At 68.2% G+C, this 20,536-nt stretch carries 19 protein-coding genes; 3 read left to right on the forward strand and 16 right to left on the reverse strand.

Features of this window, described 5'->3' with window-relative positions; translation table 11 throughout:
- Positions 1-231 precede the first annotated feature (231 nt).
- The gene (locus tag F1D05_RS18695) at positions 232-1,461 is read left to right on the forward strand and encodes a glycosyltransferase 87 family protein (RefSeq protein WP_185448844.1); all 1,230 of its coding nucleotides are present in this window, start codon (positions 232-234) and stop codon (positions 1,459-1,461) included.
- On the opposite strand, the gene F1D05_RS18700 is transcribed toward F1D05_RS18695, so the two are convergent.
- From F1D05_RS18700 to dnaK, 5 genes are all read right to left on the reverse strand, one after another.
- Positions 1,442-1,987, reverse strand: a complete 546-nt coding sequence (locus tag F1D05_RS18700) for a GNAT family N-acetyltransferase (RefSeq protein ID WP_185448845.1) — start codon at positions 1,985-1,987, stop codon at positions 1,442-1,444. The genes F1D05_RS18695 and F1D05_RS18700 overlap by 20 nt on opposite strands.
- 188 nt (positions 1,988-2,175) lie before the next feature.
- Positions 2,176-2,631, reverse strand: coding sequence for a heat shock protein transcriptional repressor HspR (locus F1D05_RS18705; protein WP_185448846.1), 456 nt, complete (start codon positions 2,629-2,631; stop codon positions 2,176-2,178).
- Entirely contained in the window at positions 2,631-3,812 is a 1,182-nt protein-coding gene (dnaJ, locus tag F1D05_RS18710; protein ID WP_185448847.1) for a molecular chaperone DnaJ, read from the reverse strand. The genes F1D05_RS18705 and dnaJ overlap by 1 nt, the downstream gene beginning before the upstream one ends.
- 27 nt (positions 3,813-3,839) lie before the next feature.
- On the reverse strand, positions 3,840-4,535 hold the full coding sequence (gene grpE, locus F1D05_RS18715; RefSeq protein ID WP_185448848.1) for a nucleotide exchange factor GrpE: 696 nt from the start codon (positions 4,533-4,535) through the stop codon (positions 3,840-3,842).
- Complete coding sequence (dnaK, locus tag F1D05_RS18720; protein ID WP_185448849.1) at positions 4,532-6,400, reverse strand: molecular chaperone DnaK; 1,869 nt, start codon at positions 6,398-6,400, stop codon at positions 4,532-4,534. The genes grpE and dnaK overlap by 4 nt, the downstream gene beginning before the upstream one ends.
- 239 nt (positions 6,401-6,639) lie before the next feature.
- On the opposite strand from dnaK, the gene F1D05_RS18725 reads away from it, so the two are divergent.
- A complete protein-coding gene (locus tag F1D05_RS18725) occupies positions 6,640-7,125 on the forward strand; it encodes a GNAT family N-acetyltransferase (RefSeq protein WP_246486803.1) in 486 nt (161 codons plus the stop codon).
- A 4-nt stretch (positions 7,126-7,129) separates the two neighbouring features.
- Here F1D05_RS18725 and F1D05_RS18730 read toward each other — a convergent pair whose 3' ends face one another.
- Both F1D05_RS18730 and F1D05_RS18735 read right to left on the reverse strand, forming a co-directional pair.
- The gene (locus F1D05_RS18730; RefSeq protein ID WP_185448850.1) at positions 7,130-7,696 is read right to left on the reverse strand and encodes a phosphoribosyltransferase family protein; all 567 of its coding nucleotides are present in this window, start codon (positions 7,694-7,696) and stop codon (positions 7,130-7,132) included.
- 41 nt (positions 7,697-7,737) lie between these two features.
- A complete protein-coding gene (locus tag F1D05_RS18735; RefSeq protein WP_185448851.1) occupies positions 7,738-8,754 on the reverse strand; it encodes an exo-alpha-sialidase in 1,017 nt (338 codons plus the stop codon).
- A gap of 697 nt (positions 8,755-9,451) precedes the next feature.
- Here F1D05_RS18735 and F1D05_RS40415 point away from each other — a divergent pair.
- On the forward strand, positions 9,452-9,877 hold the full coding sequence (locus tag F1D05_RS40415) for an endonuclease domain-containing protein (protein ID WP_246486804.1): 426 nt from the start codon (positions 9,452-9,454) through the stop codon (positions 9,875-9,877).
- Between the two features lie 18 nt (positions 9,878-9,895).
- On the opposite strand, the gene hutI is transcribed toward F1D05_RS40415, so the two are convergent.
- The 9 genes from hutI to hutH form a co-directional block, all read right to left on the reverse strand.
- Positions 9,896-11,128 carry an imidazolonepropionase gene (gene hutI / locus F1D05_RS18745; protein WP_185448852.1) on the reverse strand — a complete coding sequence of 411 codons (1,233 nt, stop codon included), beginning with the start codon at positions 11,126-11,128 and terminating at the stop codon, positions 9,896-9,898.
- Positions 11,125-12,438 carry a formimidoylglutamate deiminase gene (locus F1D05_RS18750; protein WP_185448853.1) on the reverse strand — a complete coding sequence of 438 codons (1,314 nt, stop codon included), beginning with the start codon at positions 12,436-12,438 and terminating at the stop codon, positions 11,125-11,127. Before F1D05_RS18750 ends, hutI begins: the two co-directional genes overlap by 4 nt.
- The gene (locus F1D05_RS18755; RefSeq protein WP_246486805.1) at positions 12,435-13,628 is read right to left on the reverse strand and encodes an allantoate amidohydrolase; all 1,194 of its coding nucleotides are present in this window, start codon (positions 13,626-13,628) and stop codon (positions 12,435-12,437) included. Before F1D05_RS18755 ends, F1D05_RS18750 begins: the two co-directional genes overlap by 4 nt.
- Positions 13,625-14,557, reverse strand: a complete 933-nt coding sequence (locus tag F1D05_RS18760) for an ABC transporter substrate-binding protein (protein ID WP_185448854.1) — start codon at positions 14,555-14,557, stop codon at positions 13,625-13,627. Before F1D05_RS18760 ends, F1D05_RS18755 begins: the two co-directional genes overlap by 4 nt.
- Before the next feature lie 21 nt (positions 14,558-14,578).
- Positions 14,579-15,292, reverse strand: coding sequence for an ABC transporter permease (locus F1D05_RS18765; RefSeq protein ID WP_185448855.1), 714 nt, complete (start codon positions 15,290-15,292; stop codon positions 14,579-14,581).
- On the reverse strand, positions 15,289-15,948 hold the full coding sequence (locus F1D05_RS18770) for an ABC transporter permease (protein WP_185448856.1): 660 nt from the start codon (positions 15,946-15,948) through the stop codon (positions 15,289-15,291). Before F1D05_RS18770 ends, F1D05_RS18765 begins: the two co-directional genes overlap by 4 nt.
- 28 nt (positions 15,949-15,976) lie before the next feature.
- Positions 15,977-16,975: an ABC transporter ATP-binding protein gene (locus F1D05_RS18775; protein ID WP_185448857.1), complete on the reverse strand. Its 999-nt coding sequence runs from the start codon at positions 16,973-16,975 to the stop codon at positions 15,977-15,979.
- 155 nt (positions 16,976-17,130) lie between these two features.
- Positions 17,131-18,786 carry a urocanate hydratase gene (gene hutU, locus F1D05_RS18780; RefSeq protein ID WP_185448858.1) on the reverse strand — a complete coding sequence of 552 codons (1,656 nt, stop codon included), beginning with the start codon at positions 18,784-18,786 and terminating at the stop codon, positions 17,131-17,133.
- A gap of 29 nt (positions 18,787-18,815) precedes the next feature.
- Complete coding sequence (gene hutH, locus F1D05_RS18785; RefSeq protein ID WP_185448859.1) at positions 18,816-20,360, reverse strand: histidine ammonia-lyase; 1,545 nt, start codon at positions 20,358-20,360, stop codon at positions 18,816-18,818.
- Positions 20,361-20,536: the final 176 nt, after the last annotated feature.

Genomic DNA, 20,536 nt, shown 5'->3' on the forward strand with positions numbered 1-20,536 from the left:
GGGGTCCGGCAGGGGCCAGGGCCGTCACTCTTTGGAGTGACACCTGTGCGTGGCGACTCATCCGTTTCACTGACCACAGTCGGCACTTGACGGCGATGTGGCGGCAGGGGTGCAGCGGCGAGGGTCGGAAACATGACGATAAGTCCCGTTCGACCGACACCTGAACCGGCTCCTGACAGACCCTTGGTCACGGCCGGCCGCAGCACCCCTACGGCACCGCTGTTCTCGGCTGTGACCGTCCGGATCACCCGCCGCCCGGTGCTGGCCTTGAGCCTGGCCGCGGCGGCATTCCTCGTCATTTGCGCCTGGAGTTGGTCACCGACCTCCCTGCAGTACGACCTCCGTGTGTATGTCGTGTCCGCGCGAGCCTTCTTGCACGGCCAGGACATCTACACCGCTCACCTCGCGTTTCCGAAGGACATGGCGCTCGGATTCACCTACCCACCGTTCGCCGCACTGGTCTTCGCGCCGATCGCGCTGCTCAGCACCGGGGCAGGCCGCGCAGTGATGACACTGACCTCTGCCATGGCCCTGCTGGTCAGCGGGACAGCTACGGTCCGTGCTATTCGTCCCCAGTGGTCCACCTATCGAGTGATGGCGTCCGGCCTGGCTCTAGGCGCTGCCGGACTCGCGCTGGAGCCGGTGCGCTCCTCGTTCGACCTGGGCCAGATCAACCTGGTTCTGCTCGCCATGCTGCTGGTGGATCTGCTCGGGCACCTACCGCGCCGGTTCCGCGGCGTACTGGTCGGCGTGGCAACAGGGATCAAGCTCACGCCAGGAATCTTCATCATCTACTTGCTGGTGACACGGCGGTACCGGGAAGCGGCCACTGCTTCGGCCGCGACCGTGGGGACGATGGTGCTCGGCGCAGTGGCGATGCCGGACGCGTCGCGGCAGTTCTGGGGGCATTTCATCTTCGACCCGAGCCGCCCCGGCGCGACCCACTTCATCAGCAATCAGGCCTTGCGTGGCGTATTCGCACGACTGGCGGGCGGGATCCAGGGCATCGGCCCGGCCTGGCTGCTCGCAGTCGCCATCACCTGCGCAGTCGGCTTCCTGGCGGCGCGGCGTGCGTACGACCGTGGCTACCTGCTGGAGTCCATCCTGCTCACGGCCACAGTCGGGCTACTCGTGTCACCGATCTCCTGGACCGGCCACTGGGTCTGGGCAATCCCGGCTTGCGCCCTGCTCTGGACGCGCGCAGTAGAGGCCTACCAAGCCGGCGGCGTCCGCACTGCCCGCTTCCGCGTACTGGCCGGGCTCGCTGCCCTCTGGACGGTCACGATGGCTGTCGGCCTGCCCTGGCGTGCGCCGTACCTGAGTGACAAGGAGTACCACCACCACGGCTTCCAGCTCTTCGTCGGCAACTCCTACGCCGTCTGTGCGGTCGCCCTACTGCTCGCGGCCGCCTACGAGTTTCGGCGGAAGGGCGCGAATCTTCTTAGTGGTTCAGGGTTTTGAAGTCGGCCGCGCGGATCCGGTACACCTGCAGATTGAGGTCGTAGTACTTGTCGGTCTCGCCGACCCACTCCATCCCGAGCCGGCGGGAGGTGCCGATCGCGCGCTTGTTGTTCGGCCGGGCGACGGCGAACAGCTCGTCGACATCGTGGGTCTCGAAGGCCCAGCCCATCAGCGCCTTGCTCGCCTCGCTGGCGAACCCGTTGCCCCAGCTCGACGGCCTGAACTGCCAGCCGATCTCCAGGTCCTCCTCGTACGGCGGCAGCAGCCGGATCAGCAGCCCGCCGATCACCACGCCGTCCTCCTTGCGGACCACGGCCCAGCGCCCGGCCGGTACGACGAAGTTCGGCTGGGCCTCGATCCAGGCCTGCAGGATGACGCGCATCGTCGCCTCGTCGGTGACCTTCTCGATCGCCGGCGACAACCACTGCGCCACATCAGCTGAGCCATAGATCTCCTGCGCGGCCTCAGCATCGTCTTCTACCCAGTCCCGGATCAGCAGCCGGTCGGTCTCCAAGGTGAGCGTCACCTCGCCAGCGTACGGCCGGAGCAAGGCAGCGGGACCGAAACGCTGGGAAGCCCTCGGACCCGGGGTTGGGTCCGAGGGCTCGGCCGGAGGCGTCGTTTGGGGGTGACTACCTCCGGTCCCGGGGACACCGTGGGGGGATGGGGTGTCTCCGGGGAACCGGAAACCTCGGGTATCGAGGCTTCCGGAGGTCAGTGCCGCCCGAGTTCGAGCGGCTGGGTGCGGATCCACCGGGTGGTGGTCTGCTGCCGGCCCATCGCGATCACGTCGCCTGCCGGACCGGCCGAGAAGACCCGGCTGTTGGTGTGCTGGCGGGAGATGCCGACACCGCGTTGCACTTCGGCAAGCAGCTGGTTCACCCGCCTGCGCAGATCTTCTACTTCCGACTGTAGCTCGAGGATGTGCTGAATTCCCGCGAGGTTCACACCGTCTTCCTGCGACAGGTGCTGGACGTAGCGCAGCTTCGCCACGTCGTACGCCGAGTAGCGCCGGCCGCGGCCGGACGCCCGGCTGGGCGTGACAAGCCCCAGCCGGTCGTACTGGCGCAACGTCTGCGGGTGCATGCCGGCCAACTGGGCCGCCACCGAGATCACGTAGATCGGGGTGCGGTCGTCCCAGGTCGGCACCTGGCTGAACGGGATGCCCATCAGGAACTCCCGAACAACCCGGCGCGCAGGTCGGGCTGGTCGGCCGCCGTGGAGAACTCCTGCAGCTTGACCCGCTGCTCGTCGCTCAACTCGTGCGGCACCTGTACCTCGATGGTGAGCAGCAGGTCGCCTCTGGTGCCGTCCCGCCGGGCCGATCCCTTACCGCGCACGCGCAGCTTGCTGCCGTTCGCGGTACCAGCCGGGATCCGCACCGTGACGGGAAGCCCGTCCAGGGTCGGAACCTTGATCTCGGCACCCAGCGCGGCCTCGGTGAAGCTCACCGGCACGGCCAGCGTCAGGTGCTCGCCCTGCCGCCCGAAGATCCGGTGCTGCTTCACGTGCACGCTGACGTAGAGGTCGCCCGCGGGGCCACCCCGTTCGCCGGCCGCGCCCTTGCCCTTCAACCGGATCCGCTGGTTGTCCTGCACACCCGCCGGGATGCGGACCTGCATGGTCTTGCTCGACTGCCCGCGGCCGGAGCCGTGGCAGGTCTCACAAGGCTGGTCCACGACCAGACCGCGACCCTTGCACTCGGTGCACGGCTCGGTCATCGCGAAGACACCGCCCTGGACCGAGGTCTGCATGCCCGTGCCTTCGCACTTCAGGCAGACCTTCGGAACAGTCCCGTACTTCGCCCCGGTGCCGCGGCACGTCTTGCAGGGCTCATCACTGGTCATCCGCAGCGCGACAGTGACACCGTTGACGGCCTCGGCGAACTCGATCGTCGCCTCGGTCTCGATGTCGGCACCGCGCCGCGGCCGGGCCGTCGACGTGGTCGTCGTCCGGCCGGTGTTGCCGCCGCCGAACATGCCGCCCAGGATGTCGCCGAGGCCACCGCCACCGGTCGAGTTCGACCGGTTGAACAGGTCGCCGACATCGAAGCCGAAACCGCCCTGCCCGGCGCCGCCGGCGCCAGCGCTGCCCGGCATCCGGAACCCGCCACTGCCGAACAGCCGGCGCGCCTCGTCGTACTCCTTGCGCTTCTTGACGTCGCCGACGACGTCGTAAGCCTCGGAGACCTCTTTGAACTTGGCCTCGGCCGACGCGTCCCCGGCGTTCGAGTCCGGGTGGTACTTACGCGCCAGCTTGCGGTAGCTCTTCTTGATCTCGTCCGGCTCCGCGGTCTTGGAGACGCCGAGAACCTTGTAGAAGTCCTTCTCCAACCAGTCCTTCGTGCTCATCGACGTCCCACCTCCTGACCGAATCGCTTACTCAGCGGGCTTTTCACTGGTGCCGGTCTCGTCGGCCGGCCCAGCATCGGGCAACTCTGTCGCCGGCAACTGCTCGGTCGGCTCGGAGACGGCCACCCGGGCCGCCCGCAGGATCCGCTCGCCGAGGCGGTACCCCGGCTGCATCACCAGCGTGGCGGTCGGACCGTCCACCTCGTCGGAATAGTTGTGCAGCAGGGCCTCGTGGATCCGCGGGTCGAACGCGTCGCCCACTTCCCCGTACTTCGTCAGGCCGAGCTTCTCGGTGACCCGCTCGACCGATTCGGCCACCGCCTTGAACGCGCCTTCGAGCTCACCCGCGTCGCGGGCCCGGCCGATGTCGTCCAGGGTCTGCAGCAACTCGGTCAGCACCGACCCGATGACGACCTCGCGGTTCGCCACCCGGTCGCGGTCCACCCGGCGCTTGTAGTTCACGTACTCCGCCTGCAACCGCTGCAGGTCGGCGGTACGTTCCGCCAGGGCTTCGGTCAGCAGGGCCTCCTGCGCGGACGGCCCGATCAGGTCCGAGGGATCCCGCGGCGGCTGGGCGCCCGGCGTACCGGGTGCGGGCCCGCCACCCGCGGGGGCCTCGGAAGGCTCCCGCATGTTGCCGGTCTCCGGATCGATCCGGCGCTTGTCGCGGATGACGGGGTCGCCGTCACCGAACTCGCTGCCAGGATTGGAACGATCGGTCACTTGGTGTCCTCAGGCTTGGAATCCTGCGGGCGGTCCTCGTCCACGATCTCGGCGTCGACCACGTCGTCGTCGGTGTTCGCGCTCGGGCCGTCTTCGGTCGAGGTGCTCTCGTCCGACGTCCCGGCTGCCTGAGCGTTCGCGTACATCGCGGCGCCCATCTTCTGGCTGGACTGGGCGAGCTTCTCCGACCCAGCCTTGATCGCGTCGTCGTCGGTGCCCTCGAGCGCCTTCTTCAGCTCCTCGACGCCGTCCTTGACCTCGGTCTTGACGTCGTCGGGGACCTTGTCCTCGTTCTCCTGCAGGAACTTCTCGGTCTGGTAGACCAAGCCCTCCGCCTGGTTGCGGGACTCGACGGCCTCGCGGCGCAGCCGGTCCTCCTCGGCGTACTGCTCGGCGTCCTTGACCATCTGGTCGATGTCGGTCTTCGGCAGCGCGGAGCCACCGGTCACCGTCATCCGCTGCTCCTTGCCGGTGGCCAGGTCCTTGGCGTTCACGTGCACGATGCCGTTCGCGTCGATGTCGAAGGTGACCTCGATCTGCGGCACGTTCCGCGGCGCCGGCGGCAGGCCGGTCAGCTCGAAGTTGCCGAGCGACTTGTTGTCGCGGGCCATCTCGCGCTCGCCCTGGTAGACCTGGATCATCACCGACGGCTGGTTGTCCTCGGCCGTGGTGAAGATCTCCGAACCCTTGGTCGGGATCGTGGTGTTGCGCTCGATGATCTTGGTGAACACGCCACCCTTGGTCTCGATGCCCAGGCTCAGCGGGGTCACGTCGAGCAGCAGGACGTCCTTGACCTCACCCTTCAGCACACCGGCCTGCAGACTGGCGCCGACGGCGACGACCTCGTCCGGGTTGACGCCCTTGTTCGGGTCCTTGCCACCGGTCAGTTCCTTGACCAGCTCGGCGACCGCGGGCATCCGGGTCGAACCACCGACGAGGATGACGTGGTCGACCTTCGACACGTCCACGCCGGCGTCCTTGATGACGGCCTTGAACGGCGCGCGGGCGCGCTCGAGCAGGTCGTTGGTCAGCTTCTGGAACTCGGCCCGGGAGAGCTTCTCCTCCAGGTGCAGCGGGCCGGAGTCGGTCAGGCTCAGGTACGGAAGGTGGATGGAGGTCTCGGCGGCGCTGGAGAGCTCGATCTTGGCCTTCTCGGCGGCCTCCTGGAGGCGCTGCATGGCCATCTTGTCGCCGGACAGGTCGGTGCCGTTCTTGTTCTTGAACTGCTTGACCAGCCACTCGACGATGCGCAGGTCCCAGTCGTCACCACCGAGGTGGTTGTCACCGCTGGTCGCCTTCACCTCGAAGACGCCGTCACCGATCTCCAGCAGCGACACGTCGAAGGTGCCGCCACCGAGGTCGAAGACCAGGATGGTCTGCTCGGTGCCCTTGTCCAGGCCGTACGCCAGCGCGGCCGCGGTGGGCTCGTTGACGATCCGGTGCACGTTCAGACCGGCGATCTCGCCGGCCTCCTTGGTGGCCTGGCGCTGCGCGTCGGAGAAGTAGGCCGGCACGGTGATGACCGCGTCCGTGACCTGCTCCCCGAGGTACGCCTCGGCGTCCCGCTTCAGCTTCTGCAGCACGAAGGCGCTGATCTGCTGCGGGGTGAACTTCTTGCCGTCGATGCTGACGTTCCAGTCCTCGCCCATGTGGCGCTTGACGGACCGGATCGTGCGGTCGACGTTCGTGGTGGCCTGGCGCTTGGCCACCTCGCCGACCAGGACCTCGCCGTTCTTGGCGAAGGCCACGACCGAGGGCGTCGTACGCGCTCCCTCGGCGTTGGGGATGACGGTGGGCTCGCCACCTTCCAGTACGGCGATGACAGAGTTCGTCGTACCGAGATCGATACCGACCGCGCGGGCCATGTGCGTTACCTCCACGAAGTTGAGTGATGCAGACTCAATGTTGCCTCTCCGAGGGTCCGGATTCAAATCCGGACCTCGTCCGGTTCGGCAGACTTGAGTTCACCTGGCTCAACATTGCCGCACCGCCGGGTCATTCCCAACCCCGGGTCCGGATTTTCGGGGATTCACCAGGGACATGCGGCGTACTGCCCTGATCAGACCCCTGCCGCGGAAGGCACCGCGCGTGGGAAGGTGTGCTCGTGAAACTCCGCCCCATGACCTCTGCCGACGAGCCGGCCGTGCTCGCGCTGAACGCAGCCGCGGTCGAGCAGACGGACCCGCTGGGCCCCGACCGGCTGGACTGGCTCCGGCTGATCGCTGCCCATGCCGCCGTGGTGGAGATCGAGGACGAGGTCGCCGCCTTCGTCCTCACCTTCGCCCCCGGCTCCGCCCATGACAGCCTCGACTTCCAATGGTTCAACGCGACCTACGCGGACCGGTTCCTGCACCTGGACCGGATCGTCGTCGCCGAGAAGCACCGCCGGCAGGGCATCGCCACCGGCGTCTACCGGGCCGTCGAACGCTCGGCCAAACCCTTCGACCGCCTCGTCAGCCGGGTCCAGTCCGATCCGCCCGACGTCCCCTCGCTCGCCTTCCACGCCGCCCGCGGCTTCGTCGAGGTGGGCAAGCTCCGCCGCCCGAACCACACCACCAGCGCCATGCTCTCCAAGGAACTGTCCGAATAGTCCCCTAGAGATTCCGTACGTCGAGGAGCGCGCGCAGCGGGAGGTCGTGCCGGAAGCGCGCATCGCCGAGCGCGTCGACGATGCAGGCTGCGCCGATCCACTGCGCACCACAGTCGTCGACCAGCGCGCGGACCACGCGTGCGGTCTCGCCGGTGGCAGCCCAGTCGTCAACCATCAGCACCCGGTCGCCCGACTGGACGAGATCGCGGCGGAACCCGAAGACGACGTGCCGGTCCTGGTAGTCCGGCCCGGTGGTCCGCCGTATCCACCGATCGCTGTCGGTGGCCTGCCCGTCGTTCTTGCGAACCTCGACGAACCCGACCCCTAGCGCGGCCGCTGCCAGGGCCCCGACCAAGGCACCGCGAGAGACCGGCCCGACGACGACGGTCGGGCGTACGTCGTACAGGCCGGCCAGGGCGGGCCCAAGTTCGCGGAGAAGGTCGGGATCGCGCCACCAGCCGGTGAGGTCGGCATAGCTGGCGTACACACCGCGGTCCGAGGTCCAGCTGAAGGCAGCAGCCAGTCGCCGGCGGAAGTCTCCGTCGACTCTGGCGACCGCGGTCCTGGACATACTCCAAGCGTGACGACTGCCCGTGTCCGCCGCACCAGGTTTTAGGCCAGGGCGGCGCGGGGCAGCAGTTCGCCGACGATCTCGCGGGTGAAGATGTCGTAGCTGATCACCAGCAGGCGATCGCCGGGGAGCTCGACCACGGCCGGGTTCGACTGGTCCTGGGTGTCCTGCCCCGCGTCGATCACCAGGTGGAGCGGGTCCTGGTCCCATCGGCCGAGCGGATCCTTGACGATCGTGGCGACCGTCGGACGGCCGGAGTTGAAGCGCTTGGAGACATCGCCGTACGCGACCAGTACTGCGCCATCGGACAAAGTGAGCGTGTCTGCCGACGAGGCGTGCAGGCCGCACGGCTCCGGCTCGGACCAGGTCACCCCGTTGTCGTCGGATCTGGTGAGCTCAGCCTCTTCGTCGGTCCGCAGCAACGCCACCACCTGACCACCGGGCAACAGGGTCAGCACCGGTTCGACGTACTCGTGATCGGCCTTCCGCCCCAGCACCACTTCGCTCTCGGCCGGCCAGGTCCGCCCGCCATCGGTCGACCGCACCACGCTCGCCGAGTGGCACGCATCCCCAGGGAACACCCCGTAGACGGGCGCCAGCAGATCGCCGTTCGGCAACTCGAGGATCTGCCCGTGCGCCACGATGTGCCCAGCCCGGAACCGGTGCCAGACCTCCTCGGTCTCCTGCACCATCGCCGACCCGACCGCGACCGGCTCTCCCCAGCTCTTCCCGCCGTCAACCGACCGCGCGACCAGCACGCCCGGACACGTGTACGGCTGCACCGTCCAATCGATCTGGAACCAGCTCAGCAACAGCTCCCCGTTGCTCAACTCCACCAACATCGGATCCCGGTCGTCGTACACCCCATCCATCACCACCCGAGGCTCCGACCACTCCACCCCACCCGCACTCTCGGCCAGCACAATCCGCCCCACACTCCGGACGTGGCCGCGCCCTTCCCGCCACACCACCAGCACCCTCCCGTTCCCGGTGCTAATCGCGTTCGGAAAGTACGGCAGCTGGCCCTGAACCGTGCGAGCGATGGCAATGCGCGACATTGCGCCAAGGTAGCCGCACCGCCAAGCCATCAGTACTCGCCTCGCGACCCTGCGACGTCGTCTCGGCGAGCGTGAGCCCGTCAGCCACGCCACCGAGTCCGCGCGTACGGATGGCGTGGCGGTCCGCCTGTGGATGGAGCTCGGCATCGAGCCGGCAAATTGCGGCACGCTTTCGCCATGGCCGACGTCGTCGAGGTACTCCGCCGCTCCGGGGGCAGCGCCACCTTCGCTCAGTTGCGGGTGTCGAACTCAGGCAGGGCGATCCGTGCCGCGCTCTCCGATGGCGTCATCCAGCGGGTGGCGAAGGGCGTCTACGCACTGCCGCCGGCCACCGACCCGCTGGCAGCCGCACGAGCCCAGGGCGGGGTCGTCTCCCACCAGAGCGCCGCTCTTCTTCACGGCTTCGAGGTGCTTGATCGACCGGACATTCCCCAGGTAACGGTTCCACGCGGTCACCATCGGCGCGCCAGCCGCCTCGACTGTGAACTGCACTGGTCCGACGACGTACCGGCCATTGACGGAATCACCACCAAGCTTCGGACGGTGGTGGACTGCTTGCGGGTGTTGCCGTTCGAGGCCGGTCTGGTGGTGGCGGACTCGGCGTTACGCTCCGGCGCGATCTCGCTGGATCAACTGCTCGCCGCGACGGCGAAGGTGCGCGGCCCCGGGACGCGGGCGGGCCTGGCGGGTCGCCACGGTGGCCGACGGCCGGGCGGAGTCGGCCCTCGAATCCGTCCTGCGCGCGATTCTGATCGAGGCCGGTATCGAGAGATTCGTTCCGCAGGTCGTCGTCCGGCACGGGAAGTTCACGGCCCGGCTCGACCTCGGCGATCCGATCCGCCGGATCGCGCTCGAGGCCGACAGCTTCGCCCATCACGGCACCCGGGGCGCGCTCGCCCGGGACTGCCGGCGGCACACCAACCTCACCCTCCTCGGCTGGCGGCTGATCCGCTTCTCCTGGGAGGACGTGATGTTCGATCGCGAGTGGGTCCTGGAGGCAGTCGAGCGGGCGGAAGCGGGGCATCCGGACATCCAGGCCATCAGTAGTGGCGCAGGCGGGCGCGGAATCGTCGGGGATGAACGGGGCTGGGCGCAGGAAGGCCGTGCCGATTCGCAGTACTGATGGCCTGGAGGTTCGGGGCTAGACGGGTCTTCCGGCGATAAAGGTCTGCGTGACCAGGGGGACGCCGGGGCGGTACGCGAGGTGGAGGTAGGTGGGGGCGTCCAGGACTGCGAGGTCGGCGCGTGTGCCGGGGGCGATGCAGCCGATGTCGGTGCGGCGGAGCGAGGCGGCGCCGCCTGCAGTTGCGGACCAAAGGGCTTCAGCGGGGGTCATGTGCATCTCGCGTACGGCGAGGGCGATGCACAACGGCATCGAGGACGAGTAGCAAGAACCCGGGTTGCAGTCGCTCGCCAGGGCGACGGTGACGCCGGCGTCGATCAGGCGGCGGGCGTCCGGGTACGGCGAACGGGTGGAGAACTCGACTGTGGGCAGCAGCCCTGCCACCACACCGGAGGAAGCGAGGGCGTCGACGTCAAGGTCAGACAGGTGCGTGCAGTGGTCGGCCGCGGCCGCACCTAGCTCGCAGGCAAGCTGTACGCCGGGGCCGAAGCCGAGCTGGTTCGCGTGCACTCGCAAACCCAGTCCCTTGGCGGCACCGCTGGTCAGGATCGCCCGCGCCTGGTCCGCATCGAAGGCACCCCGCTCGACGAAAACGTCCACCCACTTCGCATGGCCCGCGGCCGCATCCAGCATCGGCCCGGTCACCAGCGATACGTACGCCGCCGGGTCATCCGCGAACTCGGGCGGCACCACGTGCGCTCCGAGGTAAGTGGTCTCGTCGGTGAACTCCGAGGCGATCGCCAACGCACGCGACTCGTCCACAGAGGTCAGGCCGTAGCCGGACTTGATCTCGACCGTGGTGGTCCCCTGGCGACGCATCTCGGTCACCAGCCGGGCCACGTTCGCCCGCAGTTGCTCGTCGGACGCCGCGCGGGTCGCGGCGACCGTGGTCCGGATCCCGCCCGCGCTGTACGGCGTACCGGTCATCCGCGCGGCGAACTCCTCGGCCCGATCACCCGCGAAGACCAGATGCGAATGCGAATCCACGAAGCCCGGGATCACAGCACGCCCGCCGAGATCCAGCGAGCTGTCCGCCGCCGGTGCGTCCCGGCGCGACCCGACCCAGGCGAACCGCGACCCTTCGATCACCACCGCCGCGTCCCGGATCTCGCCCACGGCAGCATCATCCGCGCCGCCCGAGCCAGCACCACCAGAGCCGGCGCGACCGCGCGCCGAGCCGCCTGGCAGCGCGCCACGCTCCGGGTCGTTCGTTACCAGAGACCCGATCCCCGTCAGCAAGAGCGAGGTCATCCCGTCACCGCCCCGATCGAGGCAGCCAGGTCGGCCGCCACATCCAGCTTCACATGATTGCCGTCAGCAACCACTTGCCGTCCGGAGACGACCACATCGGTCACATCAGGCGCAGAAGCAGCAAACACCAGCGTCTCCAGCGACGCCCCGGTTCCAGCCGTGCGCACACTGGCAGCCCGTACTGCGACCAGATCCGCCCGCGCGCCGCTCTCGATCACCCCCGCATCCTCGAAACCGAGCGACCGATGCCCATCGACAGTCGCGGCAGCCACCAACTCCGCCGCCGACCAGTGTCCGCGTTCCTGCGAGGCCAGCCGTTCATCCAGCTCCACGGCGCGCATCTCCTCGAACAGGTCGATCACCGCGTGACTGTCCGATCCCAGCGTCAGCCGCGACCCCGCGTCCCGCAGCGCGACCGACGGACCGATCCCGTCGGCCAGGTCGCGTTCGGTCGTCGGGCAGAAGCACGAGTACGTCGCCGAGCTGCCGAGCAGCCCCACATCCACAGGCGTCAGGTGAGTCGCATGGACCGCGCTCGTCCGCGCATCCAGGAACCCGGTCTCATCGAGCACCTGCGCCGGCGTACGCCCATAGGCCGCCAGACAAGCCACATTCTCCGCCACCTGCTCGGACATATGGATGTGCAGCGGCGCGTTCGGCAGCACCGAGGCCACGGCGCCAAGCTGGTCAACCGGAACCCCACGCACCGAGTGCGCGGCCGCGCCGATCACCACATCGTCCGAAGAATCAGTCAGCGACAGCACCCGCGAGGCCCAACCGGACGCATCACCATCACTGAATCGTTGCTGCACCTCGTTCAGCGGCTGGTCGATCCCGCCTGCCACATAACAGGTGTCGAGCAACGCGATCCGCAAGCCGGCATCCCGCGCGGCCGCGATCAGAGCCTGACCCATCGCGTTCGGGTCGTCATAGCGCTTACCGCCGGGCGCGTGGTGGAGGTAGTGAAACTCCCCCACCGCAGTGATCCCGCTCAGCACCATCTCGCCGTACACGGCCCGCGCGAGCTGGTAGTAACTGTCGGGCGTCAACACCGAAGCCACGGCGTACATCTGCTCACGCCAAGTCCAGAACGTCCCGCGCTCGGTCTGCGTGCGGCCGCGCAGCGCACGGTGGAACGCGTGACTGTGGCAGTTCGCCAACCCAGGCAGCACGATCCCGCTCAGCCGGACCGCATCGCCAGGCGACGCGTCTGCCTCGACTGAGGCGAACCGGCCGTCCACCACCGTGACCAAGACGCCCGAAGCCAGGCCCGTCGGCAACAGCGCCTGCTCACACCAGAAAGAGGTCATCGAGCGAGATCCTTCAGTACTGCGGCGAGCGCTTCGACCCCCACCAGGCAGTCGTCCATCTCCGCGTGCTCGGCCGGCGAATGCGAGATGCCGGTGGGATTCCGTACGAACAGCATCGCGGTCGGGATCCCGGCATCCGAGAACACGCCCGCGTCATGACCGGCGCCGGTCGGCAGCACCGGCGCATCATCCAGTACTGCGGCCAGCCGGTCACGCAGTCCCGGCTGGAATTCCACGATCGGCGAGACCGATTCTGGCGTGACCTCGACGCTGGTGCCGTCCCGCTCGGCTCGTTCCACCGCTTGCCGGCTGATTGCTGAGAGCAACGACTGGAGCACCTCGTCAGTCGCCGCGCGAGCATCCAGCCAGGCTGTCACCTGCGACGGCACCGCGTTCGTCCCGTTCGGCTCGACCGACAACCGGCCGAAGGTGGCGCGCGCGCCGGCGAGGCGGGCCTGCTTGTTCGCGGCGAGTGCGGTCATCGCGTAGGTCAGCATCGGGTCATGCCGGTCTTCCATCAATGTGGTACCGGCATGGTTCGCCTCGCCCGTGAAGGTGAAGCGAAAACGCCCGTGCGGCCAGATCGAGCTCGCCACTCCCACCGGAGCGGTCAACGCGCGCCCTTGTTCGACATGCAGCTCGACGAACGTCCCCATCCGGTCGAGCAACGGCGACGGGCCGACTCCGGCCGGGTCGATCCCCAACTCGGACAGCGCCGTCGACAACGGCACGCCGGCACGGTCCCGCAGAGCAAGAGCCTTCTCGGCAGGCAGTACGCCGGTCGCGATCCGAGACCCGAGACAAGGCATCCCGAAGCGCGATCCTTCCTCTTCTACAAACGCACCCACCCCGATCGGCACCGAAGGCTCAAAACCCTCCGCCCGCAGGCGATCCACAGCAGCCAACGCGGAGACGACACCAAGCGGCCCGTCGAAGGCGCCGCCGTCGATGACGGAATCAAGATGACTTCCAGTAACCACACCTGTCTGATCGGAAGGGCCCCACCAGGCGACGAGGTTGCCTAGGCCGTCGGATTCGAGGGCCAGGCCGCGGGCGGCGCACTGGTCGCGAAACCAGTCGGTCGCCACCCGCTCGGTGGGGGTCCAGCCGCCTCGGTGGTACCCCCCGGACGAGGGGTCCTTGCCGATCGCGGCCAGCGCCGCCCACATGGTTTCGAAAGAGTCGGTCAAGACAGCGGGTTCTTCGACAGCCAGTCCTTGGCCACCGCGTCGGCGCTTTCCTTCTTGACCTCGACCCGGGTGACCAGGTCGGTCAGGCCGTCGGTGGTCAGCTTGGCCTGCACCGCGTTCAGCGTGGACGCGACGTCGGGGCTCTTGTGGTCGGTCCGGATCAGCGGAAGGATGTTGTTCGGCAGGTGGATGTGCTCGGGGTCCTCCAGGACGACCAGCTTGTTGTCCTTGATCGCCGACTGGGTGGTGAAGAACTGGGTCACCTGGATGGTGTTGTCCTTCAGCGCCTTCAGGCTCAGCGGACCACCCGCGTCCAGCGTCTTGAACTCCTTGAACTCGACGCCGTACTTGTCCTTCATCCCGGCCAGCCCGGCGGTCCGGGTCTTGAACTCGGGGCCACCACCCGCGACCAGCGTCTTGCCGACCGCCTTCAGGTCGCCGATCGACTTCAGCGAGTACTTCGCGGCGGTCTCCGGGGTGACCACGATCGCGTCCTCGTCGGCGGCCGCCGACTTGTCCAGCACCTCCAGGCCCTTCGGTAGTGCGCCCGGGATCGCCTTGTAGACGGCCTCGGCCTCGTTCTCCGTCGCGTCCTTCTTGAAGTAGACCAAGGTGGCGCCGGTGTACTCCGGGAGCAGGTCGACCGACTTGTCCTGGATGGCCGCCATGTACAGCTCGCGGGCACCGATGTTGAGCTTGCGGTTCACCTTGATGCCCTTGGCCTCCAGAGCCTGGGCGTAGATCTCCGCGAGCAGCTGGCTCTCGGCGAAGTTCGCCGAGCCGACCGTCAGCGAGTCGACCTTGTCGGGCGCCGATCCGCCGCCCGCGCCGCTGCTGCCACCCAGCGGGTCGTCGTTGCCGCCACCGCAGGCCGCCAGGGCAAGCACGGTCGTCGCGGCGATGGCGCCGATGAAGGTTCTTCTGAACACGGGATCCTCCAGGGTCCGTTACTACACTCCGGCTGGTGCCGGAGCAGTTGAAGTCTTGGTGTCAGTGTTGCGACGCAGCCGGCCGGTGAGGCCGGCGGACACGGCGTACCGCCCGATTGCGGCGAAACAGAGATCGAGCAGGATCGCCAGCACCGCGACCAGCACGGCACCGGTCAGCATCTGCGGGAAGTCCCGCAGGCTGAGTCCGTCGATCACGTACCGCCCCAGGCCACCGAGCGCGACGTACGCCGCGACGGTGGCGGTGGAGACGATCTGCAGGGTGGCGCTGCGCAGGCCCGAGATGATCAGCGGCAGCGCGATCGGGATCTCCACCTTGGTGAGGATCTCCCGCCCGGTCATGCCCATCCCGCGGGCCGCGTCGATCGTGGCCCGGTCCACGCCCGAGACCCCGGCGTACGTCGAGGCCAGGATCGGCGGGATGCCGAGCACCACCAGGGCGATGATCACCGGCACCTTGCCGATCCCGATCAGCAGCACGACCAGGGTCAGCAGGCCCAGCGTCGGCAGCGCGCGCCACGCGTTCGCCGTGTTGATCGCGATGAACGCGCCACGCCGGGTGTGGCCGATCAGCAGGCCGACCGGGAACGCGATCACCGCGGCGATCAGCAGCGAGAGGAAGGTGTAGCCGAGGTGCTGCGCGATCCGGTTGCTGATGCCTTCGGCACCCGACCAGTTCGCCGGGTCGGTGATGTAGTCGAGGAATCCCTGGATCATCGGACGACCTCCTTGACCGGCACGACCGCGCGGGCCCATGGCGTCAGCAGGCGTTGCAGGCCGACCAGCGAGATGTCGGCGATCAGCGCCAGCGCGAGCGACAGCACCACGCCAACCACGATCGGGGTGAGGAAGTCCTGCTGGAAGCCGAGGGTGAACAGCTGACCGAGACCACCGACACCGATGATCGCGCCGACGCTCACCATCGAGATGTTCGCGACCGTGACGACCCGCAGCCCGGTGAAGATCACCGGGACCGCGATCGGCAGATCGATGGTCACCACCCTCCGCAGCGTGCCATAGCCCACCGACACCGCGGCCTGCAGAACGTCTTCGGGTACTGAGCGGAGTCCGTCGATCACGTTCCGGATCAGCAGCGAGACGGCGTAAATGGTCAGCGCGATGATGATGTTCGCCTGGGACAGCACCTTGGTGCCGATGATGGCCGGCAGCACGATGAACAACGCGATCGAGGGCAGCGAGTAGAGCACGCCGCCCAGCGCGACCAACGGGTTCGCGAGCCAGCTGAACCTGGTCGCCACGTAGCCCAGCGGCACCGAGATGACCAGTCCCAGCACCATCGGGATCAGCGACAGATAGATGTGCTGCCCGAGCTGCGTCCAGATCAGGCCGGTGTTGTCACCGATCCAGGTCATGAGGCCCCCACATGCGGCAGGTGCACAGTCATGGGCGCAGCACCCCGGCGAGGGCGGTGTAGTCGATCACGCCGACCGCCTTGCCTGCCTCGTCGACGCAGATCCCCTGCCCGACCGGCGACGTCAGTACTGCGTCCATCGCGGCCCGCAGCGAGTCGCCCGTCTGGAAGGCGGCGCCGATCGGCAGCAGTTCGCCGTTGCTCTGCCAGCCCAGGGGTTCGCCGTTGTCGCCGAGCGAGAGTTCTGCCGGTACCGGCCCGAGCGGCAGCTGATCCGCCTTCAGGAAGGTGAGTTTGCGGTAGCCACGATCCTGGCCGATGAAGCTCTCGACGAAGTCGTCGGTCGGGTTCGCCAGCAGTTCCTTCGGCGGATCGAACTGGGCCAGCTTGCCGCCGACCCGCAGTACGGCGACGTTGTCACCGAGCTTGATCGCCTCGTCGATGTCGTGCGTGACGAACACGATGGTCTTGCCGATGTCGCGTTGCAGCCGGAGCAGTTCCTCCTGCAGCTGGTGCCTGACGATCGGGTCGACCGCACTGAACGGCTCGTCCATCAACATGATCAAGGGATCGGCGGCCAGCGCGCGAGCCACTCCGACCCGTTGCTGCTGGCCACCGGACAGCTGGGCCGGATACCGCTCGGCCAGCTTGAGGTCGAGGCCGACCCGCTCCAGCAGCTCCATCGCCACCGACCGGGACTTCTTCTTGTCCCAGCCCAGCAGCTTCGGCACCGTGGCGACGTTGTCGACGACCGTCTTGTGCGGGAACAGCCCGGCATGCTGGATCACATAGCCGATACCGCGCCGCAGGGCGACCGGGTCCTTGTCGTTGATGTCCTCGCCGTCGATCGAGATCCGGCCGCTGCTGCGCTCGATGGTCCGGTTGATCATCCGCAGCGAGGTCGTCTTGCCGCAGCCCGAGGGCCCGACGAAGACGGTGATCTCGTTGCTCGGGATCCGCAGGCTCAGCTGGTCGACGGCGACGGTGCCGTCCGGATACTGCTTGGTGACGTCTTCGAACTCGATCATGGCGCCCCTTCGCGCTCGTCGGAGATCGCCCGCACGATCCTAGGTGAACGAGAGCCCGGTGCCACCCCAGATGACCGAATCTCGTTCCTAACGAATGTGCACCTTAGCGCTATGGATTGCCGTGGTAGCACAGTGCAAGATCTCCGGGTAACGATTCAGCTCTCCCGCATCGGGATCCTGACTCCCTGCTCGGCCGCAACCTCTTCAGCTCGTTGGTACCCGGCATCCACGTGCCGAATCACACCCATCCCCGGGTCGTTGGTGAGTACCCGTTCCAGCTTCCGCCGGGCCAGCTCGGTGCCGTCGGCAACCGACACCTGACCGGCGTGGATCGACCGGCCCATCCCGACCCCACCACCGTGGTGGATGGAGACCCAGGAGGCACCGCTGGAGACATTCACCATCGCGTTCAGCAGCGGCCAGTCCGCGATCGCGTCCGAGCCGTCCAGCATTCCCTCGGTCTCCCGGTACGGCGAGGCGACGGATCCCGTGTCCAGGTGGTCCCGGCCGATCACGATCGGCGCTTCCAGCTCGCCGGAGGCAACCATGTCGTTGAACCGTACCCCGGCCTTGTCCCGTTCGCCTTGGCCCAGCCAGCAGATCCGGGCCGGCAGCCCCTGGAAGGCGACCCGCTCCTGCGCCATCTTGATCCACCGGGTCAGGTGCTCGTTGTCCGGGAACAGTTCGAGGATCGCCTGGTCGGTCTTGGCGATGTCGGCCGGGTTGCCCGACAGCGCGGCCCACCGGAACGGGCCCCTCCCCTCGCAGAACAACGGCCGGATGTACGCCGGTACGAAGCCGGGGAAGTCGAATGCGCGGGAGTAGCCGGCCTTGCGGGCCTCGTCGCGGATCGAGTTGCCGTAGTCGAACACCTCGGCCCCCGCGTCCTGGAAGCCCACCATCGCCTCGACGTGCCGCGCCATCGACTCCTGCGCGCGCTCGGTGAAGCCGGCCGGGTCCTTCTCCCGTGCGGTGGTCCAGTCCTCGAACTCCACACCCACCGGCAGGTACATCAGCGGGTCGTGGGCCGAGGTCTGGTCGGTCACGATGTCGATCGGCGCACCGCGCCGCAGCAGGTCCGGCACGATCGAGGCCGCGTTGCCGAGGACACCGATCGACAACGGCTTGCGGGCCGCCCGCGCTTCCTCGGCCAGCCGCAGCGCGTCGTCCACGGACTTCGCCTGTACGTCGAGGTAGCGGTGCTCGATCCGCCGCTTGATCCGCGAGTCGTCCACGTCGATGCAGATCGCCACGCCGTCGTTCATCGTCACCGCGAGCGGCTGCGCGCCACCCATGCCGCCGAGTCCTGCGGTCAGCGTGACCGTGCCGGCCAGCGTGCCGTTGAACTTCTTCGCCGCGACAGCCGCGAACGTCTCGTACGTGCCCTGCAGGATGCCCTGGGTGCCGATGTAGATCCACGACCCGGCCGTCATCTGGCCGTACATCGTGAGCCCCATCGCCTCCAGCTTGCGGAACTCCTCCCAGTTGGCCCAGTCGCCGACCAGGTTGGAGTTCGCGATCAGCACCCGCGGCGCCCACTCGTGCGTCTGCATCACGCCGACCGGCCGACCGGACTGCACCAGCATCGTCTCGTCGTCCTTCAGCGTGGTCAGCGTCCGGACCATCGCGTCGAAGGAGTTCCAGTCGCGCGCCGCCTTGCCGGAGCCGCCGTACACGACCAGCTCGTCAGGGTGCTCCGCGACCTCGGGGTCGAGGTTGTTCTGCAGCATCCGCAGCGCGGCTTCCTGCTGCCAGCCGCGGGCGGTGAGCGTAGTACCGCGAGCGGCGCGAACGGGACGTGGTCCGGACATGTGTGATCCAGCCTTTCTGACGGTGTCTTTCAAGACAGCGGACCGGTGACGGCCTCGACGGCGGACAAGTAGGTGCCGTCAGCAACGAGCCGGACGGAGTGCGCGATCTCGGGGGCGAGGTGCCGGTCGGTGCCAGGTCCCTCGACGTGCTCCCGCAGTACAGCCCGTACTGCGGTGGTGGCGGGCGACGGTTCCAGCGGTGCCCGCATGTCCAGGGCGCGTGCCGCGGTCAGGATCTCGACCGCCAGCACCTGCTGGAGTCCGTCGATGCTCTTGCGGAGCTTGCGTGCGGCGGACCATCCCATCGAGACGTGGTCCTCCTGCATCGCGCTGCTCGGAATGGAGTCGACGCTGGCCGGAACCGCGAGCCGCTTCAGCTCGGACACGATCGCGGCCTGCGTGTACTGCGCGATCATGTGACCGCTGTCGACGCCCGGATCGTCCGCCAGGAAGGCATTGAGGCCGTGGCTGCGCGAGACGTCGAGGAACCGATCCGTACGCCGTTCGCTGATGCTGGCCACGTCGGCGACGGCGATCGCGAGGAAGTCGAGCACGTACCCGACAGGCGCGCCGTGGAAGTTGCCGTTGGACTCGACACGACCGTCCGGAAGCACGACCGGGTTGTCGATCGCGGCGGCCAGCTCCCGGCCGGCCACGGTCGCCGCGTGCGAGCAGGTGTCCCGCGCAGCACCGTGCACCTGCGGCGAACACCTCAGAGAATAAGCATCCTGGACCCGGTTGCAGTCCGGTCCGCGATGGCTGGCGACGATAGGACTGTCAGCCAGTACTGCGCGCAGGTTGGCGGCGGCCGCGCCCTGCCCCGGGTGCGGGCGGAGTGCTTGCAGGTCGGCAGCGAATACACGGTCGGTGCCGAGCTGACCCTCCACACTCATGGCGGCGGCGATGTCGGCGGTCTTGAGTAGGCGATCCAGGTCGGCCAGCGCGAGCACCAGCATGCCGAGCATGCCGTCGGTGCCGTTGATCAGCGCCAGGCCTTCCTTCTCGGCCAGCACGACCGGCTTCAACCCGTTGGCTTCGAGGGCCTCACCGGCGTCGCGGAGAGTGCCGTCGGCATCGCGGACCTTGCCCTCACCCATCACGGCGAGAGCCACGTGCGACAGCGGAGCCAGGTCGCCCGAACAGCCGAGGCTGCCGTACTCGTGCACGACGGGAGTCAGCTTCGCGTTCAGCAACCCGGCGTACGCCTGGGCGGTCTCGGGTCTGACCCCGGTCCGGCCGGTCGCGAGCGTCGACAGCCGGAGCAACGCGAGCGCCCGCACCACCTCGGTCTCGACCTCGGGCCCGGAGCCGGCCGCGTGCGACCGGACCAGACTGCGCTGGAGCTGGGCCCGGAGCTCGGGCGCGATGTGTCGCGTCGCCAATGCCCCGAACCCGGTGGACACGCCGTAGTGCGGGGTGTCCGCGTGGGCGAGCGCCTCGATCGCAGCCCGCGACTTCGCGATCTGCTCGAGAGCCTGGTCATCGATCCGCACCGGCGCCCCGTACCGCGCCACCGCGACGACGTCGTCCGCACTCAGCGGCCCGACCCCAACAACTACCTCTACTGTCTGCACCCGCCCATTGCACCCCTCCCCACCCCGCACCGATAGCACCGCCACCCCACTTCCTGTCTCAAACCCGAGACACCTGCCCACCAAGATTCCCCGCCCCACGTCCCACCGCCCTCGCCCAGCCCAGCCCAGCCCAACCACGGCCACCTGCCAAGGTGTGGCCAACCCAGCCACGGCCA

This window comes from Kribbella qitaiheensis (genome assembly GCF_014217565.1).
Lineage (GTDB): Bacteria > Actinomycetota > Actinomycetes > Propionibacteriales > Kribbellaceae > Kribbella > Kribbella qitaiheensis_A.